Origin of the sequence: uncultured Mycobacterium sp. (assembly GCF_964249325.1) — a bacterium.
In the GTDB taxonomy this organism is placed as follows: domain Bacteria; phylum Actinomycetota; class Actinomycetes; order Mycobacteriales; family Mycobacteriaceae; genus Mycobacterium.
Map to the genome: position 1 here is coordinate 1 of NZ_CAXUCH010000027.1, position 21,873 is coordinate 21,873.

Here is a 21,873-nt window from a genome sequence, read left to right on the forward strand (position 1 = left end):
GCACACGGCTACGCGGATGCCGGGTGGGTCTCAATTGCTCCCAACTGACGCTGGGCCGGGACCGCCGGTGCACGGTGTTCATCTCGCCAGACCGCGGATTGGCCCGAAAGCCGAGGATGCGCGGGCTGGGGATGCTGCTGTCGTCGGTCGAAGGTGTCGAGGCGGTGCATCGGCACGATCCCGACCAACATGAACTCCCACAAGCGGCGGATGAAATTACTGGCGGTACGTCGCGAATCCGGGCCGGTGACATAGCGGCGTGCGATTGTCAGAAAGTCTTCGGGTTCAACACCGGCGACGTCCCGGATATGAGTCGTCGGGCCACCGACCTCCCAGGTTCCCAGCGCGTACTCGGGCAGGTAATGACGCAAACTCGACTCGAAGAACAGATCCGCCCCGAGCCGCTTGGCGTTGACGCGGATGGCGCGCATGAACATCCATGTAGGGATATCGATGTGACGCACGCGGCGGCCCAACGCTTCACCCATCGCTTCGGCAATGTCGGCTCCCGACAACATCGTCGGCCCGGTCGGGCGGTAGGACTGGCCATCGTGGCGGTCGGGGTCAAGCAACGCGCCCACCGCAACGCGCGCGATATCTTCGTTGGACGGGGGCGCATTGCGGCCGGCCCCAGTCGGCACTGGCAACACACCGAGCTGGGCGGCTAGTGGGACAAGCTGCAGGTAGTTGTCGGCGAAGAACCCGGGATCAACCGCGACATGAGCGGTGTCCGGCAGCAGCTCGAACAGTCTGTCTGTCAGCCAGGCATGCCGGGTCATCAAAGACGGATGCTCAGGGCTGGCCAGCCACTGGCCCAACGCCACCACTGCTTTCACGCCTGAGCGCCGCGCAGCCACAGCGAAGGCAACCGCACTGTCGAGCGCATGCGGGTGGTACGGGGGATTGAAATATAGCCGCTCGACGCCGTCCAACGCGGCCTGGACCTGCTGGATGTCAAACATGTCGGCGACGACGACTTCAGCGCCCAAGCTCCGCAAACGGGCACTGCGTGCATCGTTGCGATGCACCATGGTCCTGGTTGGCACGCCCTTCTCCAGCAGTTGGGCGGCAACCGCGCCGCCGATCCTGCCCGTGGCACCGGTTACTAGCACGCGGGTGTTTGTCATCAGATTTCCTTTCCTAGTTGGACCGACGCTGTTACTCAGCGAAGTGACGATCGGTAGTGGTGCCATCGAGCTTCGATGGTCGAACCTCGTTGTGCTGCATATCAATTCCTCACGTGATGGCGGGCGCGGCCTCTGGCTGCTCGGTGAGCTCGGGTGCGGGTCGGCGTGCTCGCGCGGGCAGCACCGCCGCTACCGCGACCGCCGCCGCGAGCGCGATAGCGGCGCATACCAATGAGCCGACCTGCATGCCGTCGAGGAAGGCGTGGTTGACGGCGTCGCGAACGTCTGCAACTCGCCCGGCTGGTAGCTGTCCAATGACCTTGTATGCGGCGGCCATTGAGTGTTCCATTGTCGACCGGACGTCCCCGGGAAGCGCCGAGAGCCCCGACGCGGAGCCAATGCGAGCGGAGTACACCGAGGCGAATACGCTTCCGACGATCGCGACGCCGAGGGTGCCGCCCAGCTCGCGCGTGGTGTCGTTGACGGCCGAACCGACCCCGGCCTTATCGGCAGAAAGTGATCCCATGATCGCCTCGGTTGCCGGTGCGGTGGTCAGGCCGAGGCCGGCGCCGAGTAGCACCATCTGCGCGGCGATCTCCACGTAGGGCGTGGCCGCATCGGCGGTGGACGCCCATGCCAGCCCGGCCGCGAAGATCGCCAGGCCCGCGGCAACCACTGCCGTGGTGCCGATTCGCTCCACCAATCGCGGGCCGACCACGCTGGCGGCCGCGATCGAGATGGCGACCGGTAGTAAGCGCACACCGGTTTCAAATGCGCTGTAGCTCTTGATGAATTGGAAGTACTGGGTGATGACGAAGATGAAGCCGAACAGGGTGAGAAAGCCCGCGGTCACCGCGAGGCTCCCACCGGAGAATCGGCGGTTCGCGAACACCGATACATCGAGCATCGGATGCGAGCTACGCCGTTCCCACAACGCAAAAGTGGTGAGGACAACCGTGGCGATGCCGAAGCCCGTCCCGGCACGTTCACTGGTCCAGCCCCAGTTGGGCGCCTCGATGACGGTGTAGACCAGCGCGGTTACCCCAATAGCGGAGAGAATCAGCCCGGGCAAATCGACTTTCGGGGCCGCCGGATCGCGTGAGGTCGGGACAAACAGGATGCCCCCGACGATGGCCACCGCTGCAACGGGCAGATTTACCAGAAATATTGCTCCCCAAGAGAAGTGCTCAAGCAGCCAGCCGCCCGTCATCGGTCCGGCGGCGACGCCGACGCCGACCATCGCCGCCCACACGCCGATCGCTTTGGCCCGCGGTACGGGGTCGGTGAAAATGTTCGTGATCAGACCGAGCGTGGTCGGGAAGATCACTGCGTCGCCCACTCCCATCGCGGCGCGCGCCGCGATCAACGCGTCCGCCGAATTCACCTGGGCCGCCACGGCGGAGGTGATCGCGAACGCGGCAAGCCCGCCGCTGAGCCAGCCCCTTCGGCCGTAGCGGTCGCTAAGGCTGCCCGCAGACAGCAGCAGGCCGGCCATGACCAGGGTGTAGGCGTCGACGATCCATTGCAGTTGCGCGGTGTCGGCGTTCAGTTCACGGGAAAGCGTGGGCAGGGCGACGTTGACGATGGTGGCGTCGACGCTGATGACGAAGACGCTCAGGCAGATGACGGCAAGTGCGGCGATGGGATGGCCGCTGAACACGGTGTGACGGACGGAGGTGCGCATGGAAAACAAGGTAAACCTACGAGACAAATAAATCAAGTAAAAAGTTGAAACTGTTGTTGAGATGGTAGAGTACCCGGTGTGGCGCGAAGGAAGAGCTACAACCAGAACTGCCCGATAGCGCGCGGGCTCGACGTCCTGGGCGACCGGTGGACGCTGCTGATCTTCCGTGAGCTTTTTGGAGGTGCGCGCCGCTACGCCGACTTGCGGGCGGCGCTTCCCGGGATCGCCACCAACCTGCTCGCTGACCGGTTGCGCGAGTTAGAAGACGCCGGCTTGATCGACCGCACCGAACTACCGCCGCCGGTCGCGCGCACCGTTTACAACCTCAGCGGGATGGGCTGGCGCAAGGTACCGCCCGTGATTCTGGCGATCGCCACCTTTGGACTGGATTTGCTCGAACCCGCCGACAGCGCGCTCACGCCGTTGAACGGCTTTCTGGCGGGAATCCTTTTGGGCATCGACCCTGCGCGGATCGCGGAGCTGTCCACTTCTTACCGTATCGAAATCGATGGTCGCCGGTTCGATTTCGGGGTGGCCGGGGGCAGTCTGACCGCCGCACAGGGCGCACCAGCAGTCACTATCACAGCAAGCGCGGTAGATCTGATCACTGCGCGTCTGGGCAGCACAGCCGCTGAGCGGAAGGCCGCGCTGCGGCGGTGGAGATTCGACGGTCAGGAGGATGCGGTCAAAACGATGCGCACAGCGTTCAAATTGGCGGGAGATCCGGGGCTGACGATCAGCTAACCGGCCAGCCCGGCCCTACCGGTCGACGCCCGCCCGTCGTGGCAGCTTCCAATTCGGCCGCGCGTAGTGGCAGGTGTACCCGGTGGGATAGCGCTCCAGGTAGTCCTGATGTTCGGGCTCGGCCTCCCAGAACTCGCCGGCCGGGCTGACCTCGGTCACCACCTTGCCGGGCCATAGCCCGGAGGCGTCGACGTCGGCGATGGTGTCCAGGGCGATCTGCTTCTGCTCGTCGTCGATGTAGAAGATCGCGGAGCGATAGCTGGTGCCGATGTCGTTGCCTTGCCGGTTCTTGGTCGTCGGATCGTGGATTTGGAAGAAGAACTCCAGCAGGGCGCGGAAGTCGGTGCGCTCGGGGTCGTAGATGATCTCGATCGCCTCGGCATGCCCGGGGTGATTGCGGTAGGTGGGGTTAGCGTTCTGCCCGCCGGTGTAGCCCACGCGAGTGGAGATCACTCCCGGCTGCTTGCGAAACAGATCTTGCATGCCCCAGAAGCAGCCGCCCGCCAGAATCGCCTTGTTGGTACTCGTCATGGTTCAGCCTCCTTCATACGAGCATACGAAGTGCTCGACAAACCTAGGTAGAACGTGTTCTAGTTTTGACGTGACGACTCAGCGGTTCAGTCGCGCCGAACTGTCTGACGCCTTCGACGCGTACGAGCAGACCGTGGCTCGGGCCGCCGAAACCCGCGACTGGGACGCTTGGGTGCAGCAGTACACACCGGACGTCGAATACGTCGAGCATGCGGCGGGCACGATGAGAGGCCGCGACGAGGTGCTGGCCTGGATCCGCAAGACGATGACGACGTTTCCGGGCAGCCACATGGTCGCATTCCCGTCGCTGTGGTCGGTCATCGACGAGCCAACCGATCGGGTCATCTGCGAACTGGGCAACCCGATGGTCGATCCCGGCGACGGCACCGTCATCAGCGCAACCAACATCTCGATCCTCACCTATGCCGGCGATGGTTTGTGGCGTCGTCAAGAAGACATCTACAACCCGCTGCGCTTCGCACGCGCGGCGATGAAGTGGTGCAAAAAGGCGCAAGAGCTCGGCACGCTCGACGAGGACGCCGCACGCTGGATGCGCCAATACGGAGGTGGCAAATGAGCCCGGCACCCAAGCTGGTCATCGGCGCCAACGGTTTTTTGGGCTCGCATGTGACCCGCCAACTCGTCGCCGACGGCGCCGACGTCCGGGCGATGGTGCGGCCCACCGCCAATACGCGCAGCATCGACGACCTGGCCGTCGCACGCTTCGAGGGCGATGTCTTCGACACCGCTACGCTGCGCGCCGCAATGGAGGGCTGTGACGACGTGTACTACTGCGTCGTCGATACCCGGGCCTGGCTGCGCGACCCGTCGCCGCTGTTTCACACCAACGTCGAAGGCCTGCGTAACGTCCTCGACGTGGCGAAGCAGGCCAACCTGCACCGGTTCGTCTTCACCAGCACCTACGCGACCGTGGGCCGGCGCCGTGGTCACGTCGCCAACGAAGACGACCAGATCCGCTGCCGCGGGCTCACCCCGTATGTCCAATCCCGTGTCGAGGCTGAGGATTTGGTGTTGCGCTATGTCGCCGAAGAAGGGCTGCCCGCCGTGGCGATGTGCGTCTCGACGACTTATGGTGCCGGCGACTGGGGCGGCACGCCGCACGGCGCCTTCATCGCCGGCGCGGTCTTTGGCAAGCTGCCCTTCCTGATGGATGGCATCGAGCTCGAAGTCGTCGGCGTGGACGACACCGCCCGGGCGTTGATTCTTGCTGCCGAACGCGGACGCAACGGCGAACGCTACATCGTCTCCGAACGCATGATGCCGCTAAAGGAGGTCGTGCGGATCGCGGCCGACGAAGCCGGTGTGCCTCCGCCGCGCCGGTCGATCTCGGTGCCGGTGCTGTACCTGCTCGGCGCGCTGGGCAGCCTGAAGGCCCGGCTCACCGGTAAAGACGCCGAACTCAGCCTGCAGTCTGTGCGGATGATGCGCGCCGAAGCGCACGTTGACCACAGCAAGGCGGTGCGGGAGCTGAGCTGGCAGCCCAGGCCGGTCGAGGAGTCGATCCGCGAGGCCGCGCGGTTCTGGATGGGGCTGCGCGACGCCAGGGGCAAGAGCGCCGCGGCAAGCTGAACTGACGGGAATCTTCCTCGCCGCTCGCTGTTACACCTCCTATCCACGTGAGGAGATATCACCATGAGCGACCGGATTGTCTTAGAACCCAGCACCGAGCACCCGATCACGATTGAGCCGACCAGAGGCCGCGTGCAGGTCCGCGTCAACGGCCAGATCGTCGCCGACACACAAGCGGCATTAACGCTGCAGGAAGCCACTTTGCCTGCCGTGCAATACATTCCGATGCGCGACGTGGTGCAAGAAGTGCTGACCCGAACTGACACAAAGACTTATTGCCCGTTCAAAGGGGAGGCCAGCTACTACAGCGTGACCACCGGCGCTGGCGACACCGTCGACGACGCGATTTGGACGTACGAGGAGCCTTACCCAGCGGTGGCGGCAATCGCCGGGCACGTCGCCTTCTATCCCGACAAGGCCGAAATCACCGTCGACGCCGGCTAGGCCTCCGACCGGGTATCGGAGTACTCCCGTAACGACACGATCTGACCGTCGCGGGTATCCACGATGAAGCAATACGGGCTTTCGTAGTGGGCTCCCGAGGCCGTGACGCCGTCACCTTGCGCCTCGATCACGACGCTGTCGCCGTCGCTGATACACCGCAAAAGATCCAGCGTTAGCTCGACGTCGTGCCTGCGCCGCTCGATTTGGCGCTGTAATGCTGCTTTGTCGGCCGATTGCCGAGTAGCGACATTCCAGTAGGTGAAGTCGTCGCTGAGCAGAGCAAAACACTCGTCGATGTCCCCGCCCTGCAAGCACTGCAGGAACATCCACGCCAGTTCAGCCTGTGGGTTATCGAACGGCGTGATCACATCGCCATCCTGTCGCGCAGCACACCGGCGGTCAATCATGCGCGAACCGGTCGGTGTGCTGGCCCGGCCCTATGATCTGTTGGGTTGGCAGTCGCGGGGTTGGCGTAGGGGTGTAGGTGAAGCGGGCTCGCACCGTCAGGTTCCCGGGCGTGGTCAGCCCCGGAATCACCCTGGCGCCCCTACGGCGCGGCCCGCGAGATCCGTGCTTTCAAGTGCGCGACGGCGCAATGTGGCGGACCAGCTTGTTGCCCAGCGGGCCCGTCACGGCGCGGATTAGCCGCACGGCCCCCAATGCCGTGGGTTGTGCGGCATGGGGCAGCGGCGCTGAGGAATTCCTCGACGCGCTGCCGGGCATGCTGGGCGCCGACGACGACGCCTCGGATTTTCTACCGCAAGAACCAACCGTCGCCGCCGCGCACCGACGGCTGCCACACCTGCGGCTGGTTCGCACCGGGCGGGTGCTGGAGGCCTTGATCCCGGCGGTCCTCGAGCAGCGGGTGCCCGGCGCCGACGCATTCCGGGCGTGGCGTTTGCTGGTCACCAAATTCGGCACCGGCGCGCCCGGCCCGGCGCCGGCCGGGATGCGCGTACCGCCCTCGGCCGAGGTCTGGCGAGGCATTCCGTCGTGGGAGTTCCACCGCGCCAATGTGGACCCCGGACGAGCCCGTACCGTCGTGCGTTGCGCGCAGCGCGCGTCATCGGTGGAACGGCTGGGGTCATGGCCAGCCGAGCGGGCGCGGGAGGCGCTCACATCGCTGCCCGGCGTGGGCGTGTGGACCGCGGCCGAAACCGCACAGCGAGCGTTCGGTGACGCCGACGCGTTGTCGGTGGGCGACTATCACATCCCCAAGATGGTCGGCTGGACGCTGCTGGGCCGGCCGATCGTCGACGACGTCATGGTTGAGCTGCTCGAGCCGATGCGGCCGCACCGCCACCGCGTGGTCCGCTTGCTCGAAGCCACTGGATTGGCATACGAACCACGCCGTGGGCCACGGCTTCCGGTGCAAGACATCCGCGGCATCTGAGGCTGGGGTATAGCGGCTTCGGTCCATGGGTACTCGCGAGCGGACCGTGTGCCTATCAGGTTAGGGAGTAATCGATGACACAGTTCACGATTCCAGGCTTGACCGATAAGCAGGCAGCGCGGCTCGTCGAGCTGCTGCAAAAACAGCTGAGCACCTACAACGATCTGCACCTGACGCTCAAGCACATCCACTGGAGTCGGCCCCAATTTCATTGGCGTGCATGAAATGATCGATCCGCAGGTGGAAGCGGTGCGCGGTTACGCCGACGTGCTGGCCGAGCGCATCGCCGCGCTTGGCGCGGCCCCGCAGGGCACCCCGGGCGCAATCGTCAGAGACCGCACCTGGGACGACTATTCGGTCGGCCGCGACACGGTGCAAGCGCATCTGGCAGCGCTGGACCTTTGTCTACACGGGCGTCATCGAAGACATCCGCAAGGCGGTCGACGAGACGGAGGAGCTCGACAAAGTCACGCAAGACATCCTGATCGACCAGGCCGCCGAACTAGAGAAGTTCCAGTGGTTTGTGCGGGCCCACCTGGAGAGCGCGGGCGGAAAGCTGGCCCACGAAGGATCGGCCACCGAACAGCACGCCGCGAGTACCGCCCGACGTAAGACCTGACATCGGCGCAGCCGGTAGCTGAGGCGCGGCGGCAGTGGCCATAGCCCAACGCCCCTTAGGCCGCACAGCTACGGCCACACCCCGCCGATGTAGCATCGCTGCCCGGTGCCGGCGGCGCCGCTGGAGGCCGGAGCCGAAAGTGTGATCTGTGGCACAATTTAAGGGTGCCGCGGACCGGGAGTCGGGGACCGGGTCGCCCCCCGGCAGCGAAGGCTGCCGAAACGCGAAAGCGCATCGTGCGCGCGGCTCGCGAGGTGTTCAGCGAACGGGGATACGAGGCCGCGACCTTTCAGGAGATCGCCGTCCGAGCCGACCTGACCCGGCCTGCGATCAACCACTACTTCACCAACAAACGCGTGCTGTATCTAGAAGTGGTCGCGCAGACCAACGAGCTCGTTGTCGCCGCCGCAATTGAGCGGGCACGGCGCGAGACGACGCTGTTGGGCCGGTTGTCGGAGTTCGTTGCAGCGACCATCGAAGCCGATGCGCAGAACAGGTCAGCTGCGGCATTTCTGATCGCCGCCGTGTGGGAGTCGAAACGGCATCCAGAGCTGGGCGCAGTCGAAAACGACTCGCTGCGCGCCACGCGGGCCTTCCTTAACAGCGTGCTCGGCGAAGCGATCCAGCGCGGCGAGCTGACTAGCGACGCTGACATCGCGTCGCTGACCGAGATGCTGGTGGCTGTGCTGTGCGGCGTGGGTTTCTACGCCGGTTTCGTGGGCAATCGGCAAGAGTTGGACGCCATCACTGGCCTGTTGGGCCGGCTGATGGCCGGCCAGCTCTGGCAGCTGAGGAACTAACGGCTGCGCGCCAGATCGCAGCCACCGCCGCTCAAACAGTCTCGGCACAGTGATATCGCGCACACAAGCACATAGGCGACCTAACTTATTCGGTACCATGTGCGCGAGATGACTGACCTGGACGAAGTGCGTTCGGTACGGACCGAGGGCGACAGCTGGAGCATCACCGAAAGTGTCGGTGCCACTGCGCTGAGCGTCGCGGCTGCTCGTGCTGTCGAGACCGCGGCCGCTGGGCCACTGATTCGCGACCAGTTCGCCTACCTACTGGTGTCCTCGGCGGGGCCGGCGTGGGCGCGGCTGGCCAGCGCCGATCTGGAGTGGATCGGCGATGACGAGCACGGCCGCCGAGCCCACCGCGTCGCGTGCGACTGCCAGGCCGTGCGCACCCATTTCTTCGACCAGTACTTCACCGCGGCTGTGCGCAGCGGCATCCGACAGGTGGTGATTCTTGCGGCCGGGCTGGACTCGCGGGCGTACCGGCTGGACTGGCCGACCGGCACCACGGTCTACGAGATCGACCAACCCCAGGTATTGGAGTACAAGTCCGGCACGTTGCAGGCTCACGGCGCGGTTCCGACGGCAACCCGACGGCCGGTCGCGGTGGATCTGCGCGACGACTGGCCGGCCGCGCTGATCGCCGCCGGTTTCAACCGCACCCAGCCGACGGCGTGGCTGGCCGAAGGCCTGCTTCCGTATCTGCCTCCCGACGCTCAGGACCGCCTCTTCGAGAAGGTCACCGCCCTCACTGCGCCGGGCAGTCAGCTCGCGGTCGAAGCCTTCAGCCTGGCTGCGCCCACCAGCGAGCGGCGCCGGGCGGCGCGACGGGCTCGGTGGGCGCGAGTACGGGAACGACTCGGCCTCGACATCAACTTCGAAACGCTGACCTACAACGACACCCGCCGCACTGATGCCGTGCAGTGGCTGACCGACCACGGCTGGCAGGTACATGCGGTGAGCAACGCCGACGAGATGGCGCGGCTGGGCCGACCGATACCGGAAGACCTGGTCGAAGAGACGGTTAGCAGCACGCTGCTGCGAGCACGTCTGGTCGCTAACTGAGCGGCTCATAGGCATTGCGAAAGGAAGCTCGATGAGCACGTTGCGCACCGATGACGACACCTGGGACATCACCACCAGCGTCGGCTCTACGGCGGTGATGGTGGCTGCGTCCCGCGCCACCGAAACCGACCGCCCTGATGCGCTGATCAACGATCCCTACGCCAAGCTGCTGGTAGCCAACGCCGGCACCGGCGTCTGGGAAGCCATGCTCGACGAATCGATGGTCGCCAAGGTTGAGGCTATGGATGCCGAGACCGCGGCGATCGTCCACCATATGCGCGGTTATCAGGCCGTCCGCACGCATTTCTTCGACGCCTACTTCGCCGATGCTGTCGCCGCCGGTATCCGTCAGGTGGTGATCCTGGCGTCCGGGCTGGATTCACGCGCGTACCGGCTGGATTGGCCGGCCGGCACCGTGGTCTACGAGATCGACCAGCCGAAGGTGCTGGCCTACAAGTCGGGGACCCTGGCCGAGCACGGTGTGACCCCGTCGGCAGACCGCCGTGAGGTGCCCGTCGACTTGCGGCAGGACTGGCCCGCCGCACTGCGTGCCGCCGGGTTTGACCCGGCGGCGCGGACGGCGTGGCTGGCCGAGGGACTGCTGATGTATCTCCCGGCCGCCGCCCAGGACCGGCTGTTCGAGCAGATCACCGAGCTCAGCGCGCCGGGCAGCAGGATCGCGGCCGAAACCGCGGCACGCCACGCCGACGAGCGGCGTGAAGAGATGCGCGAGCGGTTCAAGCGGGTGGCCGACAAGCTCGGCTTCGAGCACACCGTCGACGTGCAGGACCTGATCTACAACGACGAGGATCGCGCCGTTGTGGTGGATTGGCTTAACGAGCACGGCTGGCGGGCCACCGCGCAACACTCCCACGACGAGATGCGGCGGTTGGGCCGCTGGGTCGACGGCGTGCCGATGGCCGACGACAAAGACGCGTTCGCCGATTTCGTCACCGCCGAAAAGCGATGAGCACCGGCCGCACCGACGACGACACCTGGGACATCGCGACCAGTGTCGGCGCCACCGCCGTGATGGTGGCCGCTGCCCGGGCGGAGGAGACAGCCAGCGAGCAGCCGCTGATCCGCGACGAGTTTGCGCAGATCCTGATCGACGGGCCGGAACTGAGCGACTTGGTGACCCGGATGTCCAGGACATACGAGGCCGATCCCGAGATAGCGGCGGTGCATCGGCACATGGTCGATTACCAGGCCGCGCGTACCCACTTCTTCGACGCGTATTTCACGGCGGCGGCGGAGGCCGGCATCCGTCAGCACGTCATTTTGGCCGCTGGACTGGATTCGCGGGCCTATCGGCTGAATTGGCCGCCCGGGACCACGGTGTACGAGGTCGACCAGCCAAAAGTGCTGGAGTACAAAGCCGTAACTCTGGTCGCGCATGGTGCCCAACCGTCCGCCGACCGTCGCGAGGTGCCCGCCGACCTTCGATTTGACTGGCTGAAAACGTTGCGGGATAAGGGTTTCGACGTCACGCAGCCCACTGCCTGGTTGGCTGAGGGATTGCTGATGTTCTTGCCGGGAGAGGCCGAGGAGCGGCTGTTCGCCGACATCGACACGCTGAGCGCGCCGGGCAGCCTGGCCTGCATCGAGGAGTTCAGCTTGGACGACGCGGCGCGGGCGGCTTATCAGAAGCGCCGGGCCAAGACCGACGAGCTGCGCAAGCGGCTCGGCGATGAAAACGTCTTCGACCCCGGCGACCTGTGGTACACCGACGACGAGCGCCGGGATCCGGCGCGCTGGTTCGAAACACATGGGTGGCGCGTCCAGTCGCTGGCCGGCAGCGACTACCTCACCCGAGTTGGGCGGGACCTTCCGCAAAACCCCGACATCGAGGCGACGTTCCGGGCTCTTTTCGTCTCCGCGGAGAAGCCGCAGGAGACGACGAGCTGAGCGCGTCTGTTGCCTGACCGGGTGGTTGATTAGGATTGGGCTTCCGCCGGTCAGGAAGGGAAACCCATGACCCGCGCCGGCGACGATGCAGAGCGCAGCGATGAGGAGGAGCGGCGCCTATGACTAGCGAAGCCGCCGCAGACGCCACCGCCGACACCGCCGCATCGGGTCGACCCGACATCCCGCAGACGGTCGCTCACCTAAGGGAAACCTTCGCCACAGGCCGGACGCGAACCGTTGACTGGCGCCGCAGCCAGCTACGCGCCATCGAGAAGATGATGGCCGAGAACGAGGCAAAGATTGCCGAGGCACTGCAAACCGACCTATGCCGCAAACCATTCGAGGCTTGGCTCGCCGACACAGCGACTACCGCCGCCGAGGCCCGCTACGCGGCTAAACACGTCAAGAAATGGATGCGCCGCAAACACCACCTGCTTGAGCTGGCGCAGTTGCCCGGTCGCGGCTGGGTGGAGTACGAGCCCTACGGGACGGTGCTGATCATCGGTGCCTGGAACTACCCGATTTATCTCACGCTCGGCCCGGCGGTCGGAGCGATCGCTGCCGGAAATACGGTGGTGCTCAAGCCTTCCGAGATCGCCTCAGCATCCTCGCGCCTGATGGCCGAGCTGGTGCCGCAATACCTCGACCGCGACGCGATCGCGGTGATCGAGGGCGATGCCGAAGTCAGCCAGCAGCTGCTGGCACAGGGCTTCGACCGCGTGCTGTTCACCGGCGGCACCGAGATCGGCCGCAAGGTCTACCAAGCGGCAGCACCACATTTGACTCCGGTCACGCTGGAACTGGGCGGCAAGAGCCCGGTGATCGTCGCCGCCGACGCCGACGTCGACGTCGCGGCCAAGCGGATCGCTTGGATCAAACTGCTCAACGCCGGCCAGACCTGCGTCGCACCCGACTACGTGCTGGCCGATGCGAAGATCCGCGACGAGCTTGTCACCAAGATCAGCGAAGCCATCACCGCCTTCGGCTCCACCGAGCCGGCCGGAATACGCATCGTCAAGCAACGGCAATTCGACCGGCTGACCGGTTACCTGTCCAACACCAAGGGCACCGTGGCGGTGGGTGGCACATCGGATCCCGCGGACCTGCGGATCCAGCCGACCGTGGTCGTCGACCCGGACCCGCAAGAACCGCTGATGACCAACGAGATCTTCGGCCCCATCCTGCCGGTGATCACCGTCGAATCCCTGGACGCGGCAATACGTTTCGTCAACTCTCGACCGAAGCCACTGTCGGCGTATCTGTTCACCAAGACCCGCGCCGTGCGTGAGCGGGTCATCAAGGAAGTACCGGCGGGCGGCATGCTGGTCAACCACCTTGCTTTCCAGGTGTCGACGGCCAAGCTGCCGTTTGGTGGCGTCGGCGCGTCGGGCATGGGCGCCTACCACGGCCGTTGGGGGTTCGAGGAATTCAGTCACCGCAAGTCGGTGCTCACCAAGCCAACCCGACCCGACTTATCGAGCTTTATCTACCCGCCGTATACAGAGAAGGCGTGGAAGTTGGCGCGCCGGCTGTTTTAGGGGTTGCCGGACGCTGACCCGACCGCAATCGACCCGAAAGGAAGTTCATGCCCGGAGTCCAGGATCGTGTCATCGTCGTCACCGGAGCGGGCGGGGGGCTGGGCCGCGAGTACGCCCTGACCCTGGCCCGAGAAGGTGCCAGCGTCGTGGTCAACGACCTCGGCGGAGCCCGCGACGGCACGGGGGCCGGACACTCGATGGCCGACCAGGTCGTGTCCGAGATCAAAGACGCCGGCGGCCGCGCGGTCGCCAACTACGACAGCGTGGCCGAGCCGGAGGGCGCGGCCAACATCATCAAGACCGCGCTCGACGAATTCGGGGCAGTGCATGGTGTGGTGAGCAACGCCGGAATTCTGCGCGACGGCACCTTCCACAAGATGTCGTTCGAGAACTGGGACGCGGTGCTCAAGGTGCACCTGTACGGCGGCTACAACGTGCTGCGCGCGGCGTGGCCGCATTTCCGGGAACAGAGCTACGGCCGCGTCGTCGTCGCCACCTCCACCAGCGGCTTGTTCGGCAACTTCGGCCAATCCAACTACGGGGCGGCCAAACTCGGCCTGGTCGGTTTGATCAACACGCTGGCGCTCGAGGGCGCGAAGTACGACATCCACGCCAACGCGATCGCCCCGGTCGCGGCGACGCGGATGACGCAGGACATCTTGCCCCCGGAGGTGCTGGAGAAGCTCAAGCCCGAGTTTGTCGCGCCGGTGGTCGCTTACCTGTGCACCGATGAATCCAGCGACAACGGAGCGGTGTTCGTCGTAGGCGGCGGCAAGGTGCAGCGCGTCGCGTTGTTCGAGAACGAGGGCGCCAACTTCGACAATCCGCCGTCGGTCGATGAGGTCGCCTCCCAGTGGGCGCAGATCACCGATCTGTCCGGGGCGAAGCAGGCCAGCTTCTCGGTACGGTGAAAGCCTGCGGAGCCGTAAAGCGCCCAGTGTGGAGTTATGCCACGCGTCGACGCCTCCCAGCGTCGATCAAGTCCACACCGGAGAGGCGCTGGCGGATAGCTCAGTCCAGCAGCGCGAGTCGGAGCTCATGCACGTCGTCCGCGGTGATGCCGGCGTCGCGCAGGTAGGCCTCCAGCGAGCCGTACGTCTCGTCGATCGTTTGCCGCGCCGCAGCCAGGTATTCCGGCCGGACGCCGAGGACCTCATCGGTTAGCCGGGCTTCGGTGAACGTCATTACCTCAGGAGCCAGTTCGGTGTCTGAGCGCTGCTGGATCATCTCCATGATCCGGGCGCGCAGCTGTGGCGCCGCCGCATTGCTGCGCAAGTAGTCGGCAAGGATGTCGCCCCTGTCCAGCCCGATTGTTTCCAGCACCAAAGCGATGACGAAGCCGGTGCGGTCCTTGCCCGCAAAGCAGTGAGCCAACACCGAGCGGCCGGCTGCAAGCAGCGAAATGACGTGTTGCACAGCGCGTTGTGCCCCGGCGTACGTGGGGAACCTGCGGTACTCGTCGACCATGTAGCGGCCGGCAGCCTCGGCAACAGACTCGTCGCTGGGCTTGTCGGTCATCAGCCGTTTGAACGCATGCTCATGCGGGGGCTCGCCGTCGGCGTCGCATTGGTCGGCGGCGAGGTCGGGGATCGGCAAAAGGTGAATGCCGACTCCGTCGGGCACCTGTCCCGGTCCGCGGCGCTGTACCTCGCGAGGCGAGCGCAAGTCGGCGACATCGGTGACGCCGAGCCGGCGCAGCGCGGCCCGCCCCTCGTCGTCCAGGCTGCTCAACTCACCTGAGCGGAACAGCCTGCCGGGCCGGATACCCGCGGACACGGCAACGTCGCGGAAATTCACCGCACCGGGAAGCTCCCGGATCTCAGTGGTCACTGAGTAACCGCCGAAGCGAAAACGCTTTTCTCGCGGCCGATTTCAGCACGGGCAATGGAGCGCAAGTGCACCTCGTCTGGCCCATCGAAGATGCGCATCGCGCGGTGCCAACCGTACAGGCGGGCCAGCGGTGTGTCGTCGCTGACTCCGGCGGCGCCGTGCACCTGAATGGCGCGGTCGATCACATCGCACGCCACCTGCGGGGCCACCGCCTTGATCTGCGAGACCAGTAGGTGTGCGGCCTTGTTGCCGTGTTGGTCGATGGTCCACGCGGCCTTCTCGCACAGCAGCCGGGCTTGGTCGATCTCGTTGCGGGACTTGGCGATTGACTGCTGCACCACGCCCTGCTCGGCCAGCGTCTTGCCGAAAGCCACCCGGCTGCGGGCGCGGTCGACCATCAATGCCAGCGCGCGTTCGGCGGCGCCGAGGGCGCGCATGCAGTGGTGGATGCGGCCCGGCCCCAGCCGCGCCTGGGCGATCGCGAAACCCGCACCGTCTTCGCCCAGCAGATTGGTCGCCGGTACCCGCACGTTGTCGTAGATGACCTCGCAGTGGCCGTGCTGGTCCTGCCAACCGAACACCGGAGTAGAGCGCACGACCGTCACCCCCGGGGTGTCCATCGGCACCAGGATCATCGACTGCTGTTGATGGGCCGCGGCGTCGGGATTGGTGCGGCCCATCACGATCAGGATCTTGCAGCGCGGGTCGGCCGCTCCGGAGGTCCACCACTTGCGGCCGTTGATGACGTAGTGGTCGCCGTCGCGGGTGATGGTGGTTTCGATGTTGCGGGCGTCGCTGCTGGCGACCGCCGGTTCGGTCATCGAGAACGCGCTGCGGATCTCGCCGTCGAGCAGTGGTTGCAGCCATTGTCGGCGCTGCTCGTCGGTGGCGAACAGGTGCAGGATCTCCATGTTGCCGGTGTCCGGTGCGGCGCAGTTGAGCACTTCGGGCGCGATCTCCAGACTCCAGCCCGTCAGCTCGGCCAGCGGGGCATAGTCCAGGTTCGTCAGCCCCGACTCGGGGGGCAGAAACAGGTTCCACAGCCCGCGCTGTTTGGCCTTGGCTTTGAGGTCCTCGATAATCGGCGGCACGGTGTGGTCGTGGGGGCCCGCTTCGTGGCGGTAGCGGTCGTACTCGGCCTCGGCCGGAAACACGTACTCGGTCATGAAGTCGGACAGTCGCTTGTGGTAGTCACTGGCCTTGGCCGACATGGCGAAATCCATGCCCGTCACGATAGGCCACCGGCATGCGGGACGAGCAGACGCATTGGCTGCCTGACGCGGGCCTCCGCTAGTGCTCAGTGTGGACGGGTCGCATCGGCCCGAAAAGGAGGCGGGCCATCGGGTTAGGGTAGCGGGGCAATCCAACGGCGCAGGAAAGTACAGGAAAGTAGATGTACGCGCGATGACAGATACGCAGACGACGGTTGGGGTGGTCGCCGAGTCGGGAACGGACGAGCGGCGGGTCGCACTGGTACCCAAAGCGGTGGCGCCGCTTACGAAAAGCGGTGTCGCGGTCGTCGTCGAATCCGGGGCGGGCGCACGGGCGCTGTTACCCGACGAGCTCTACACGGCCGCCGGTGCCAGCATCGGTGACGCGTGGGCCGCCGACATCGTCGTCAAGGTTGCGCCGCCGACCGCGGACGAGGTCACCCGGCTGCACCGCGGCCAGAGCCTGATCGGCTTTCTCGCCCCGCGCAACGCCGATAACCAGATCGAGGCGCTGCGGGCCGCGGGTGTGCAGGCGTTCGCGCTGGAGTCGATACCGCGGATTTCGCGGGCGCAGTCGATGGATGCGCTCTCGTCGCAAGCCAACGTCGCCGGATATAAGGCGGTGCTGCTCGCCGCGTGGGAGTCGACCCGGTTCTTTCCGATGCTGACCACGGCGGCCGGCACGGTGAAGCCGGCGACTGTGCTGGTGCTCGGTGTCGGGGTGGCCGGGCTGCAGGCGCTGGCGACGGCCAAACGATTGGGTGCCCGCACCACCGGCTACGACGTGCGACCCGAAGTCGCCGACCAGGTGCGCTCCGTGGGTGCGCAGTGGCTCGACCTCGGCATCGACGCCGTCGGGGAGGGCGGATACGCGCGCGAGCTCACCGAGGAGGAACGCGAGCAGCAACAGAAAGCGCTGGAGGAGGCGATCACCGGCTTCGATGTCGTCGTCACTACAGCTCTCGTGCCGGGCAGGCCGGCGCCGCGGTTGGTGACCGCGGCGGCGGTGGAGGGGATGAAGCCGGGCAGTGTGGTGGTGGACTTGGCCGGGGAGGCCGGCGGAAACTGTGAATTGACCGAACCCGGCCGCACCGTGGTCAAGCACGATGTCACCATCGCCGCGCCGCTGAACCTGCCGGCGACCATGCCTGAGCACGCCAGCGAGCTCTACAGCAAAAACATCACGGCCTTGTTGGAGCTATTGGTCAAGGACGGGAAGCTGGCCCCCGACTTCGACGACGAGGTCGTGGCGGCGGCATGCGTCACCCGCGCCGGCGACGATGCAGAGCGCAGCGATGAGGAGGAGCGGCGCCAATCAACCAACGCCGGCGACGATGCAGAGCGCAGCGATGAGGAGGAGCGGCGCCAGCAACTCAAGGAGGACAGCTAGATGTATGACGAACTTCTGGCGAATCTGGCGATCCTGGTGCTCGCCGGGTTCGTCGGGTTTGCGGTGATTTCCAAGGTGCCCAATACTCTGCACACTCCGCTGATGTCGGGCACCAACGCCATCCACGGCATCGTCGTCCTCGGCGCGCTGGTGCTGCTCGGTCGTATCGAGCACCCGTCGATCGCTTTGCAGATCATTCTGTTCGTTGCGTTGGTCTTCGGGACCCTCAACGTCATCGGCGGTTTCATCGTCACCGACCGGATGCTGGGCATGTTCAAAGGCAAGAAGCCGGCTCCCTCCGGCGACGATGCGGCCCGGGCGGCGGCCCAAGCAGGGGCTGGACAACCGGACGCCGTTAAGACCGGGACGGACGGGCAAGGTCGATGAACTACCTGGTCACCGTCCTCTACATCACCTCGTTCGCGCTGTTCATCTACGGGCTGATGGGCCTGACCGGGCCCAAGACCGCGGTCCGAGGCAACCTGATCGCCGCGGTGGGTATGGCCATCGCCGTGGCGGCCACCCTGGTCATGGTCCGCCACACCCACCAGTGGCCGCTGATCATCGCCGGCCTGGTCCTCGGCGTCGTGCTCGGCGTGCCACCGGCACGGCTGACCAAGATGACGGCGATGCCGCAGCTGGTGGCGTTCTTCAACGGGGTGGGCGGCGGCACTGTCGCGTTGATTTCGCTCTCGGAGTTCATTGAGACCGCTGGCTTCTCCGCATTCCGGTATGGCGAGTCGCCGACCGTGCACATCGTGGTCGCCTCGCTGTTCGCCGCGATCATCGGGTCGATCTCGTTTTGGGGATCGATCATCGCGTTCGGCAAGCTGCAGGAGATCATCTCTGGCCGTCCGATCGGCGTCGGCAGGGCACAACAGCCGCTGAATGTGCTGCTTCTCGTGGCGGCCGTGGTGTGTGCAGTGGTCATCGGATTGGGCGCGCATCCGGGCACCGGCGGGGTGTCGTTGTGGTGGATGATCGGCCTGCTGGCCGCTGCCGGGGTGCTCGGCCTGATGGTGGTGCTGCCCATCGGCGGCGCGGACATGCCCGTCGTCATTTCGATGCTCAACGCGATGACCGGTCTATCGGCCGCCGCGGCCGGCCTGGCGCTGAACAACACCGCGATGATCGTCGCCGGCATGATCGTCGGCGCCTCCGGCTCGATCCTGACCAACCTGATGGCCAAGGCGATGAACCGCTCCATCCCGGCGATCGTCGCCGGCGGGTTCGGTGGTGGCGGCATGGCTCCCGGCGGTGACGGCGGCGGCGACAAGCACGTCAAGTCCACGTCGGCAGCCGATGCCGCTATTCAGATGGCCTACGCCAACCAGGTGATCGTCGTGCCTGGCTACGGTATGGCCGTCGCGCAGGCCCAACACGCGGTCAAGGACATGGCGAGCTTGCTTGAATCCCGCGGCGTGCCAGTCAAATATGCGATCCACCCGGTCGCCGGCCGGATGCCCGGGCACATGAATGTGCTACTGGCGGAGGCCGAAGTCGACTACGACGCGATGAAGGACATGGACGACATCAACGACGAGTTCGCCCGGACCGACGTCACGCTCGTGATCGGCGCCAACGACGTCACCAACCCGGCGGCTCGCAACGAGCCGAGCTCACCCATCTATGGCATGCCGATCCTCAACGTGGACAAGTCCAAGTCGGTGATCGTGCTGAAGCGGTCGATGAATTCGGGTTTCGCGGGCATCGACAACCCGCTGTTCTACGCCGATGGCACCACCTTGCTGTTCGGTGACGCGAAGAAGTCAGTGACCGAGGTGAGCGAGGAACTGAAGGCGCTTTAGACCGGTGGATAGGCCGGCGGCGGGTAGCCCTGGCCATCGGTTACCCCGCGGAGCCCCCAGGTGAAGTATTTAAAGAAAAACTCGAGCTCGTCGGAGAAGTCGTAGCTGGGATCCGGATCCATGTGACCACCTCTCGACCGCGACGTTTCTAGCTCCGCAGTCTAGTCCCATCCGGCAACGGCGCGACAGCCGATGAGCGGCTTGAATAGAGTATCCAACTAGTTGATCGACACTGCCGAAACGAGTCCACATGCCATCCGACCTCAGTCCCAACGGGCTCTCCCGCCGCGAGGAGCTGCTGGCCGTTGCCACCAAGCTGTTCGCTGCGCGCGGTTACCACGGCACCCGGATGGACGACGTCGCCGATGTAGTGGGCTTGAACAAGGCAACGGTGTATCACTACTACGCCAGCAAGTCGCTGATCCTGTTCGACATCTACCGTCGTGCTGCCGAGGGCACACTGGCGGCGGTTCACGATGACCCGTCGTGGACGGCCCGGGAGGCGCTCTACCAGTACACTGTCCGGCTGCTCACCGGAATTGCGAGCAATCCCGAGCAGGCGGCCGTCTACTTCCAGGAGCAGCCCTACATCACCGAATGGTTCACCGAGGAACAGGTCGCTGAGATCCGCGAAAAGGAAGCCCAGGTCTACGAACATGTGCACGGCCTGATCGACCGCGGCGTCGCGAACGGCGAGTTCTACGACTGCGACTCCCACGTACTGGCGCTCGGCTACATCGGTATGACGCTGGGCAGCTATCGCTGGCTGCGGCCCAGCGGTCGGCGCACCGCCAAGGAGATCGCCGCCGAATTCAGCACCGCGCTGCTGCGCGGCCTGATCCGCGACGAGTCGGCTCGTGCACAGTGGTCGCTCGGCGACGACGCTAAAACGCGAACCGATACAGCCGGTCGTAGTTCCTGATTGCCGGGATGGCGGAGACCAACCGGTAAAGCAGGCGTTGCGGCTTCAGCGGGATCTTCGCCGGGTCGATGGACGCCGACGTTTCGAGCAGTTTCAGCCGGGGGCTCCAGTCCATGAGTTCATGGCCGTCTCGGCTGCCCCACTTGACGATGCCGGACGTGAAGATCTTGGAAAGCCAAGGGCCCGATGGTTGGGTGATGTCAGCCAGCAGCTCACCGGTGCTGAAACGATCGGTCAGCCGCTGCAGCAGGTCGCTTACTTCGGTTGCGGTGAGATACATCAGCAGCCCTTCGGCGATCACCAACGCGGGGCCGCGCGTGGGCGTCTGCTCCAACCACTTCGGGTCGGTCACCGACGACGCGATCATCCGGTACCCGTCGTGGTCGTCGTATAACTTGCGCCGTAAGTCGATGACGCTGGGCACGTCGACGTCAAACCACTGCACTCCCGGCGGGGGGTCAAGCCGAAACGCGCGGCTATCGAGTCCGCACCCCAAATGCAGGACAACAGCATCGGGATGACGGTGCAGAAAATCGGCGGCCCAGTCATCAAGCTGCTTAGCACGTAATACGACCATGAATTGGTTCGTCGCCGGCAGCATCGCCCACCGCATCCGCCCGAAGTCATAGTCAATCCGGTCCACGGCCTCGGCGGCAGCCCGGTCACCGAGAACTGGCCGCGGCAAACGGCTTTCATAGGCCCGCAGGTAGAGCGTGCAGAGATTGGTCCACTCCACCGAACCCCAGCGCACGCTGCTGAAGTCGACCTTGTCCGACTGCTCTGTCACCGCCTTCTCCTGTCGGCGCGATAGTCGGTCCACCGCCGCAACAGTTCGTTGCGGTAGTCGCTGACGCAGAACTCACAGAAGTCCCGGAAATCCTCCAGCCGCTCCCGTTGTTCGGCGCGATCCTTGTCCAACAGCGACAGGCCGAACTCGGCCACTTCGACGCCAGGCCGCATCAGGGCCAGTTGCACGTTCAAGACGCTGGTGAATCCGCCGGGGGTGACGCGGTAATGGTGCTGGCGTGACGCGGCGGGCAGCCGCTGGATCATGCCGCCCTCCTGGAGTTGACGCGCCACAGTGCTGACCGACGCTTTGCTCACCGACAGCGCCGCGGCGAGTTGCGACAACGATTGCTGCGGCGGGTCGCAAATCATCAGCCACCCGTAGACCCGGCCCATCGTGCGCGTGGCACCCAGCATCTCGAAGAACAAGCCGACCCGGTCGACGAACTCCGCTTCTTCAGGCGACATAGCGCCTTTGTCATTAACGTT

Annotated in this window: 23 protein-coding genes and 3 pseudogenes; 17 read left to right on the forward strand and 9 right to left on the reverse strand. The window is 65.5% G+C overall.

The window, feature by feature from the left end; translation table 11 throughout:
- Positions 1 to 8: 8 nt before the first annotated feature.
- Positions 9 to 1,127 carry an NmrA family NAD(P)-binding protein gene (locus tag ACFE99_RS05850; RefSeq protein WP_375483307.1) on the reverse strand — a complete coding sequence of 373 codons (1,119 nt, stop codon included), beginning with the start codon at positions 1,125 to 1,127 and terminating at the stop codon, positions 9 to 11.
- Positions 1,128 to 1,236: 109 nt separating this feature from the next.
- Entirely contained in the window at positions 1,237 to 2,811 is a 1,575-nt protein-coding gene (locus tag ACFE99_RS05855; protein ID WP_375483309.1) for an MFS transporter, read from the reverse strand.
- A gap of 78 nt (positions 2,812 to 2,889) precedes the next feature.
- Here ACFE99_RS05855 and ACFE99_RS05860 point away from each other — a divergent pair, with 78 nt between their 5' ends.
- On the forward strand, positions 2,890 to 3,555 hold the full coding sequence (locus ACFE99_RS05860; RefSeq protein ID WP_375483312.1) for a winged helix-turn-helix transcriptional regulator: 666 nt from the start codon (positions 2,890 to 2,892) through the stop codon (positions 3,553 to 3,555).
- Positions 3,556 to 3,570: 15 nt separating this feature from the next.
- On the opposite strand, the gene msrA is transcribed toward ACFE99_RS05860, so the two are convergent.
- Positions 3,571 to 4,086, reverse strand: a complete 516-nt coding sequence (gene msrA, locus ACFE99_RS05865) for a peptide-methionine (S)-S-oxide reductase MsrA (RefSeq protein WP_375483314.1) — start codon at positions 4,084 to 4,086, stop codon at positions 3,571 to 3,573.
- Between the two features lie 70 nt (positions 4,087 to 4,156).
- Between msrA and ACFE99_RS05870 the strand changes: the two genes are divergently transcribed.
- From ACFE99_RS05870 to ACFE99_RS05880, 3 genes are all read left to right on the forward strand, one after another.
- A complete protein-coding gene (locus ACFE99_RS05870; RefSeq protein ID WP_375483316.1) occupies positions 4,157 to 4,663 on the forward strand; it encodes a nuclear transport factor 2 family protein in 507 nt (168 codons plus the stop codon).
- Entirely contained in the window at positions 4,660 to 5,676 is a 1,017-nt protein-coding gene (locus tag ACFE99_RS05875; protein WP_375483318.1) for an NAD-dependent epimerase/dehydratase family protein, read from the forward strand. The genes ACFE99_RS05870 and ACFE99_RS05875 overlap by 4 nt, the downstream gene beginning before the upstream one ends.
- A 63-nt stretch (positions 5,677 to 5,739) precedes the next feature.
- Positions 5,740 to 6,120 carry a DUF427 domain-containing protein gene (locus ACFE99_RS05880; RefSeq protein WP_375483320.1) on the forward strand — a complete coding sequence of 127 codons (381 nt, stop codon included), beginning with the start codon at positions 5,740 to 5,742 and terminating at the stop codon, positions 6,118 to 6,120.
- Here ACFE99_RS05880 and ACFE99_RS05885 read toward each other — a convergent pair.
- On the reverse strand, positions 6,117 to 6,485 hold the full coding sequence (locus tag ACFE99_RS05885; RefSeq protein WP_375483365.1) for a nuclear transport factor 2 family protein: 369 nt from the start codon (positions 6,483 to 6,485) through the stop codon (positions 6,117 to 6,119). The genes ACFE99_RS05880 and ACFE99_RS05885 overlap by 4 nt on opposite strands.
- Before the next feature lie 119 nt (positions 6,486 to 6,604).
- Between ACFE99_RS05885 and ACFE99_RS05890 the strand changes: the two genes are divergently transcribed.
- The 8 genes and pseudogenes from ACFE99_RS05890 (at position 6,605) to ACFE99_RS05925 (ending at position 14,348) form a co-directional block, all read left to right on the forward strand.
- On the forward strand, positions 6,605 to 7,513 hold the full coding sequence (locus ACFE99_RS05890; RefSeq protein WP_375483322.1) for a DNA-3-methyladenine glycosylase family protein: 909 nt from the start codon (positions 6,605 to 6,607) through the stop codon (positions 7,511 to 7,513).
- A 74-nt stretch (positions 7,514 to 7,587) separates the two neighbouring features.
- Positions 7,588 to 8,132: pseudogene (locus ACFE99_RS05895) on the forward strand (Dps family protein).
- Positions 8,133 to 8,296: 164 nt separating this feature from the next.
- Positions 8,297 to 8,932 (forward strand): TetR/AcrR family transcriptional regulator, encoded by a 636-nt coding sequence (locus ACFE99_RS05900; protein WP_375483324.1) that lies wholly within the window; start codon positions 8,297 to 8,299, stop codon positions 8,930 to 8,932.
- 108 nt (positions 8,933 to 9,040) lie between these two features.
- The gene (locus tag ACFE99_RS05905) at positions 9,041 to 9,991 is read left to right on the forward strand and encodes an SAM-dependent methyltransferase (protein WP_375483326.1); all 951 of its coding nucleotides are present in this window, start codon (positions 9,041 to 9,043) and stop codon (positions 9,989 to 9,991) included.
- Between the two features lie 40 nt (positions 9,992 to 10,031).
- Positions 10,032 to 10,961, forward strand: coding sequence for a class I SAM-dependent methyltransferase (locus ACFE99_RS05910; RefSeq protein WP_375483367.1), 930 nt, complete (start codon positions 10,032 to 10,034; stop codon positions 10,959 to 10,961).
- Entirely contained in the window at positions 10,958 to 11,899 is a 942-nt protein-coding gene (locus ACFE99_RS05915) for an SAM-dependent methyltransferase (protein WP_375483328.1), read from the forward strand. Before ACFE99_RS05910 ends, ACFE99_RS05915 begins: the two co-directional genes overlap by 4 nt.
- Before the next feature lie 119 nt (positions 11,900 to 12,018).
- Complete coding sequence (locus ACFE99_RS05920) at positions 12,019 to 13,437, forward strand: aldehyde dehydrogenase family protein (protein ID WP_375483330.1); 1,419 nt, start codon at positions 12,019 to 12,021, stop codon at positions 13,435 to 13,437.
- Positions 13,438 to 13,484: 47 nt separating this feature from the next.
- Positions 13,485 to 14,348, forward strand: a complete 864-nt coding sequence (locus ACFE99_RS05925) for an SDR family oxidoreductase (RefSeq protein WP_375483332.1) — start codon at positions 13,485 to 13,487, stop codon at positions 14,346 to 14,348.
- Between the two features lie 100 nt (positions 14,349 to 14,448).
- Here the strand turns inward: ACFE99_RS05925 and ACFE99_RS05930 are convergent, their stop codons facing one another.
- Together ACFE99_RS05930 and ACFE99_RS05935 are read right to left on the reverse strand one after the other, a co-directional pair.
- Positions 14,449 to 15,267: a tyrosine-protein phosphatase gene (locus tag ACFE99_RS05930; RefSeq protein WP_375483334.1), complete on the reverse strand. Its 819-nt coding sequence runs from the start codon at positions 15,265 to 15,267 to the stop codon at positions 14,449 to 14,451.
- The gene (locus tag ACFE99_RS05935; protein WP_375483369.1) at positions 15,264 to 16,478 is read right to left on the reverse strand and encodes an acyl-CoA dehydrogenase family protein; all 1,215 of its coding nucleotides are present in this window, start codon (positions 16,476 to 16,478) and stop codon (positions 15,264 to 15,266) included. Before ACFE99_RS05935 ends, ACFE99_RS05930 begins: the two co-directional genes overlap by 4 nt.
- Positions 16,479 to 16,671: 193 nt before the next feature.
- On the opposite strand from ACFE99_RS05935, the pseudogene ACFE99_RS05940 reads away from it, so the two are divergent.
- The 4 genes and pseudogenes from ACFE99_RS05940 to ACFE99_RS05955 all read left to right on the forward strand — a co-directional run.
- Positions 16,672 to 17,757, forward strand: a pseudogene (locus ACFE99_RS05940) (Re/Si-specific NAD(P)(+) transhydrogenase subunit alpha); the annotation flags it as partial.
- Between the two features lies 1 nt (position 17,758).
- A pseudogene (locus ACFE99_RS05945) lies at positions 17,759 to 17,833 on the forward strand (hypothetical protein); the annotation flags it as partial.
- Positions 17,834 to 17,868: 35 nt separating this feature from the next.
- Positions 17,869 to 18,255, forward strand: coding sequence for an NAD(P) transhydrogenase subunit alpha (locus ACFE99_RS05950; RefSeq protein WP_375483336.1), 387 nt, complete (start codon positions 17,869 to 17,871; stop codon positions 18,253 to 18,255).
- Complete coding sequence (locus ACFE99_RS05955; RefSeq protein ID WP_375483338.1) at positions 18,252 to 19,676, forward strand: NAD(P)(+) transhydrogenase (Re/Si-specific) subunit beta; 1,425 nt, start codon at positions 18,252 to 18,254, stop codon at positions 19,674 to 19,676. Before ACFE99_RS05950 ends, ACFE99_RS05955 begins: the two co-directional genes overlap by 4 nt.
- Here ACFE99_RS05955 and ACFE99_RS05960 read toward each other — a convergent pair.
- Positions 19,673 to 19,798 (reverse strand): hypothetical protein, encoded by a 126-nt coding sequence (locus tag ACFE99_RS05960; protein WP_004571620.1) that lies wholly within the window; start codon positions 19,796 to 19,798, stop codon positions 19,673 to 19,675. The genes ACFE99_RS05955 and ACFE99_RS05960 overlap by 4 nt on opposite strands.
- 128 nt (positions 19,799 to 19,926) lie before the next feature.
- Here ACFE99_RS05960 and ACFE99_RS05965 point away from each other — a divergent pair, with 128 nt between their 5' ends.
- Positions 19,927 to 20,598 (forward strand): TetR/AcrR family transcriptional regulator, encoded by a 672-nt coding sequence (locus ACFE99_RS05965; RefSeq protein ID WP_375483341.1) that lies wholly within the window; start codon positions 19,927 to 19,929, stop codon positions 20,596 to 20,598.
- Here ACFE99_RS05965 and ACFE99_RS05970 read toward each other — a convergent pair.
- A complete protein-coding gene (locus ACFE99_RS05970) occupies positions 20,561 to 21,385 on the reverse strand; it encodes a class I SAM-dependent methyltransferase (RefSeq protein ID WP_375483343.1) in 825 nt (274 codons plus the stop codon). The two genes, ACFE99_RS05965 and ACFE99_RS05970, sit on opposite strands and share 38 nt — an antisense overlap.
- Positions 21,382 to 21,852, reverse strand: coding sequence for a GbsR/MarR family transcriptional regulator (locus ACFE99_RS05975; protein ID WP_375483345.1), 471 nt, complete (start codon positions 21,850 to 21,852; stop codon positions 21,382 to 21,384). The genes ACFE99_RS05970 and ACFE99_RS05975 overlap by 4 nt, the downstream gene beginning before the upstream one ends.
- Positions 21,853 to 21,873: the final 21 nt, after the last annotated feature.

Bases quoted from the DNA above. Each gene is read 5' to 3' on its own strand.
- msrA (WP_375483314.1), bottom strand. From the start codon at position 4,086: ATGACGAGTACCAACAAGGCGATTCTGGCGGGCGGCTGCTTCTGGGGC.
- ACFE99_RS05880 (WP_375483320.1), top strand. From the start codon at position 5,740: ATGAGCGACCGGATTGTCTTAGAACCCAGCACCGAGCACCCGATCACG.
- ACFE99_RS05875 (WP_375483318.1), top strand. From the start codon at position 4,660: ATGAGCCCGGCACCCAAGCTGGTCATCGGCGCCAACGGTTTTTTGGGC.
- ACFE99_RS05950 (WP_375483336.1), top strand. From the start codon at position 17,869: ATGTATGACGAACTTCTGGCGAATCTGGCGATCCTGGTGCTCGCCGGG.
- ACFE99_RS05975 (WP_375483345.1), bottom strand. From the start codon at position 21,852: ATGTCGCCTGAAGAAGCGGAGTTCGTCGACCGGGTCGGCTTGTTCTTC.
- ACFE99_RS05965 (WP_375483341.1), top strand. From the start codon at position 19,927: ATGCCATCCGACCTCAGTCCCAACGGGCTCTCCCGCCGCGAGGAGCTG.
- ACFE99_RS05850 (WP_375483307.1), bottom strand. From the start codon at position 1,127: ATGACAAACACCCGCGTGCTAGTAACCGGTGCCACGGGCAGGATCGGC.
- ACFE99_RS05925 (WP_375483332.1), top strand. From the start codon at position 13,485: ATGCCCGGAGTCCAGGATCGTGTCATCGTCGTCACCGGAGCGGGCGGG.
- ACFE99_RS05915 (WP_375483328.1), top strand. From the start codon at position 10,958: ATGAGCACCGGCCGCACCGACGACGACACCTGGGACATCGCGACCAGT.
- ACFE99_RS05855 (WP_375483309.1), bottom strand. From the start codon at position 2,811: ATGCGCACCTCCGTCCGTCACACCGTGTTCAGCGGCCATCCCATCGCC.
- ACFE99_RS05905 (WP_375483326.1), top strand. From the start codon at position 9,041: ATGACTGACCTGGACGAAGTGCGTTCGGTACGGACCGAGGGCGACAGC.
- ACFE99_RS05960 (WP_004571620.1), bottom strand. From the start codon at position 19,798: ATGGATCCGGATCCCAGCTACGACTTCTCCGACGAGCTCGAGTTTTTC.
- ACFE99_RS05955 (WP_375483338.1), top strand. From the start codon at position 18,252: ATGAACTACCTGGTCACCGTCCTCTACATCACCTCGTTCGCGCTGTTC.
- ACFE99_RS05935 (WP_375483369.1), bottom strand. From the start codon at position 16,478: ATGTCGGCCAAGGCCAGTGACTACCACAAGCGACTGTCCGACTTCATG.
- ACFE99_RS05920 (WP_375483330.1), top strand. From the start codon at position 12,019: ATGACTAGCGAAGCCGCCGCAGACGCCACCGCCGACACCGCCGCATCG.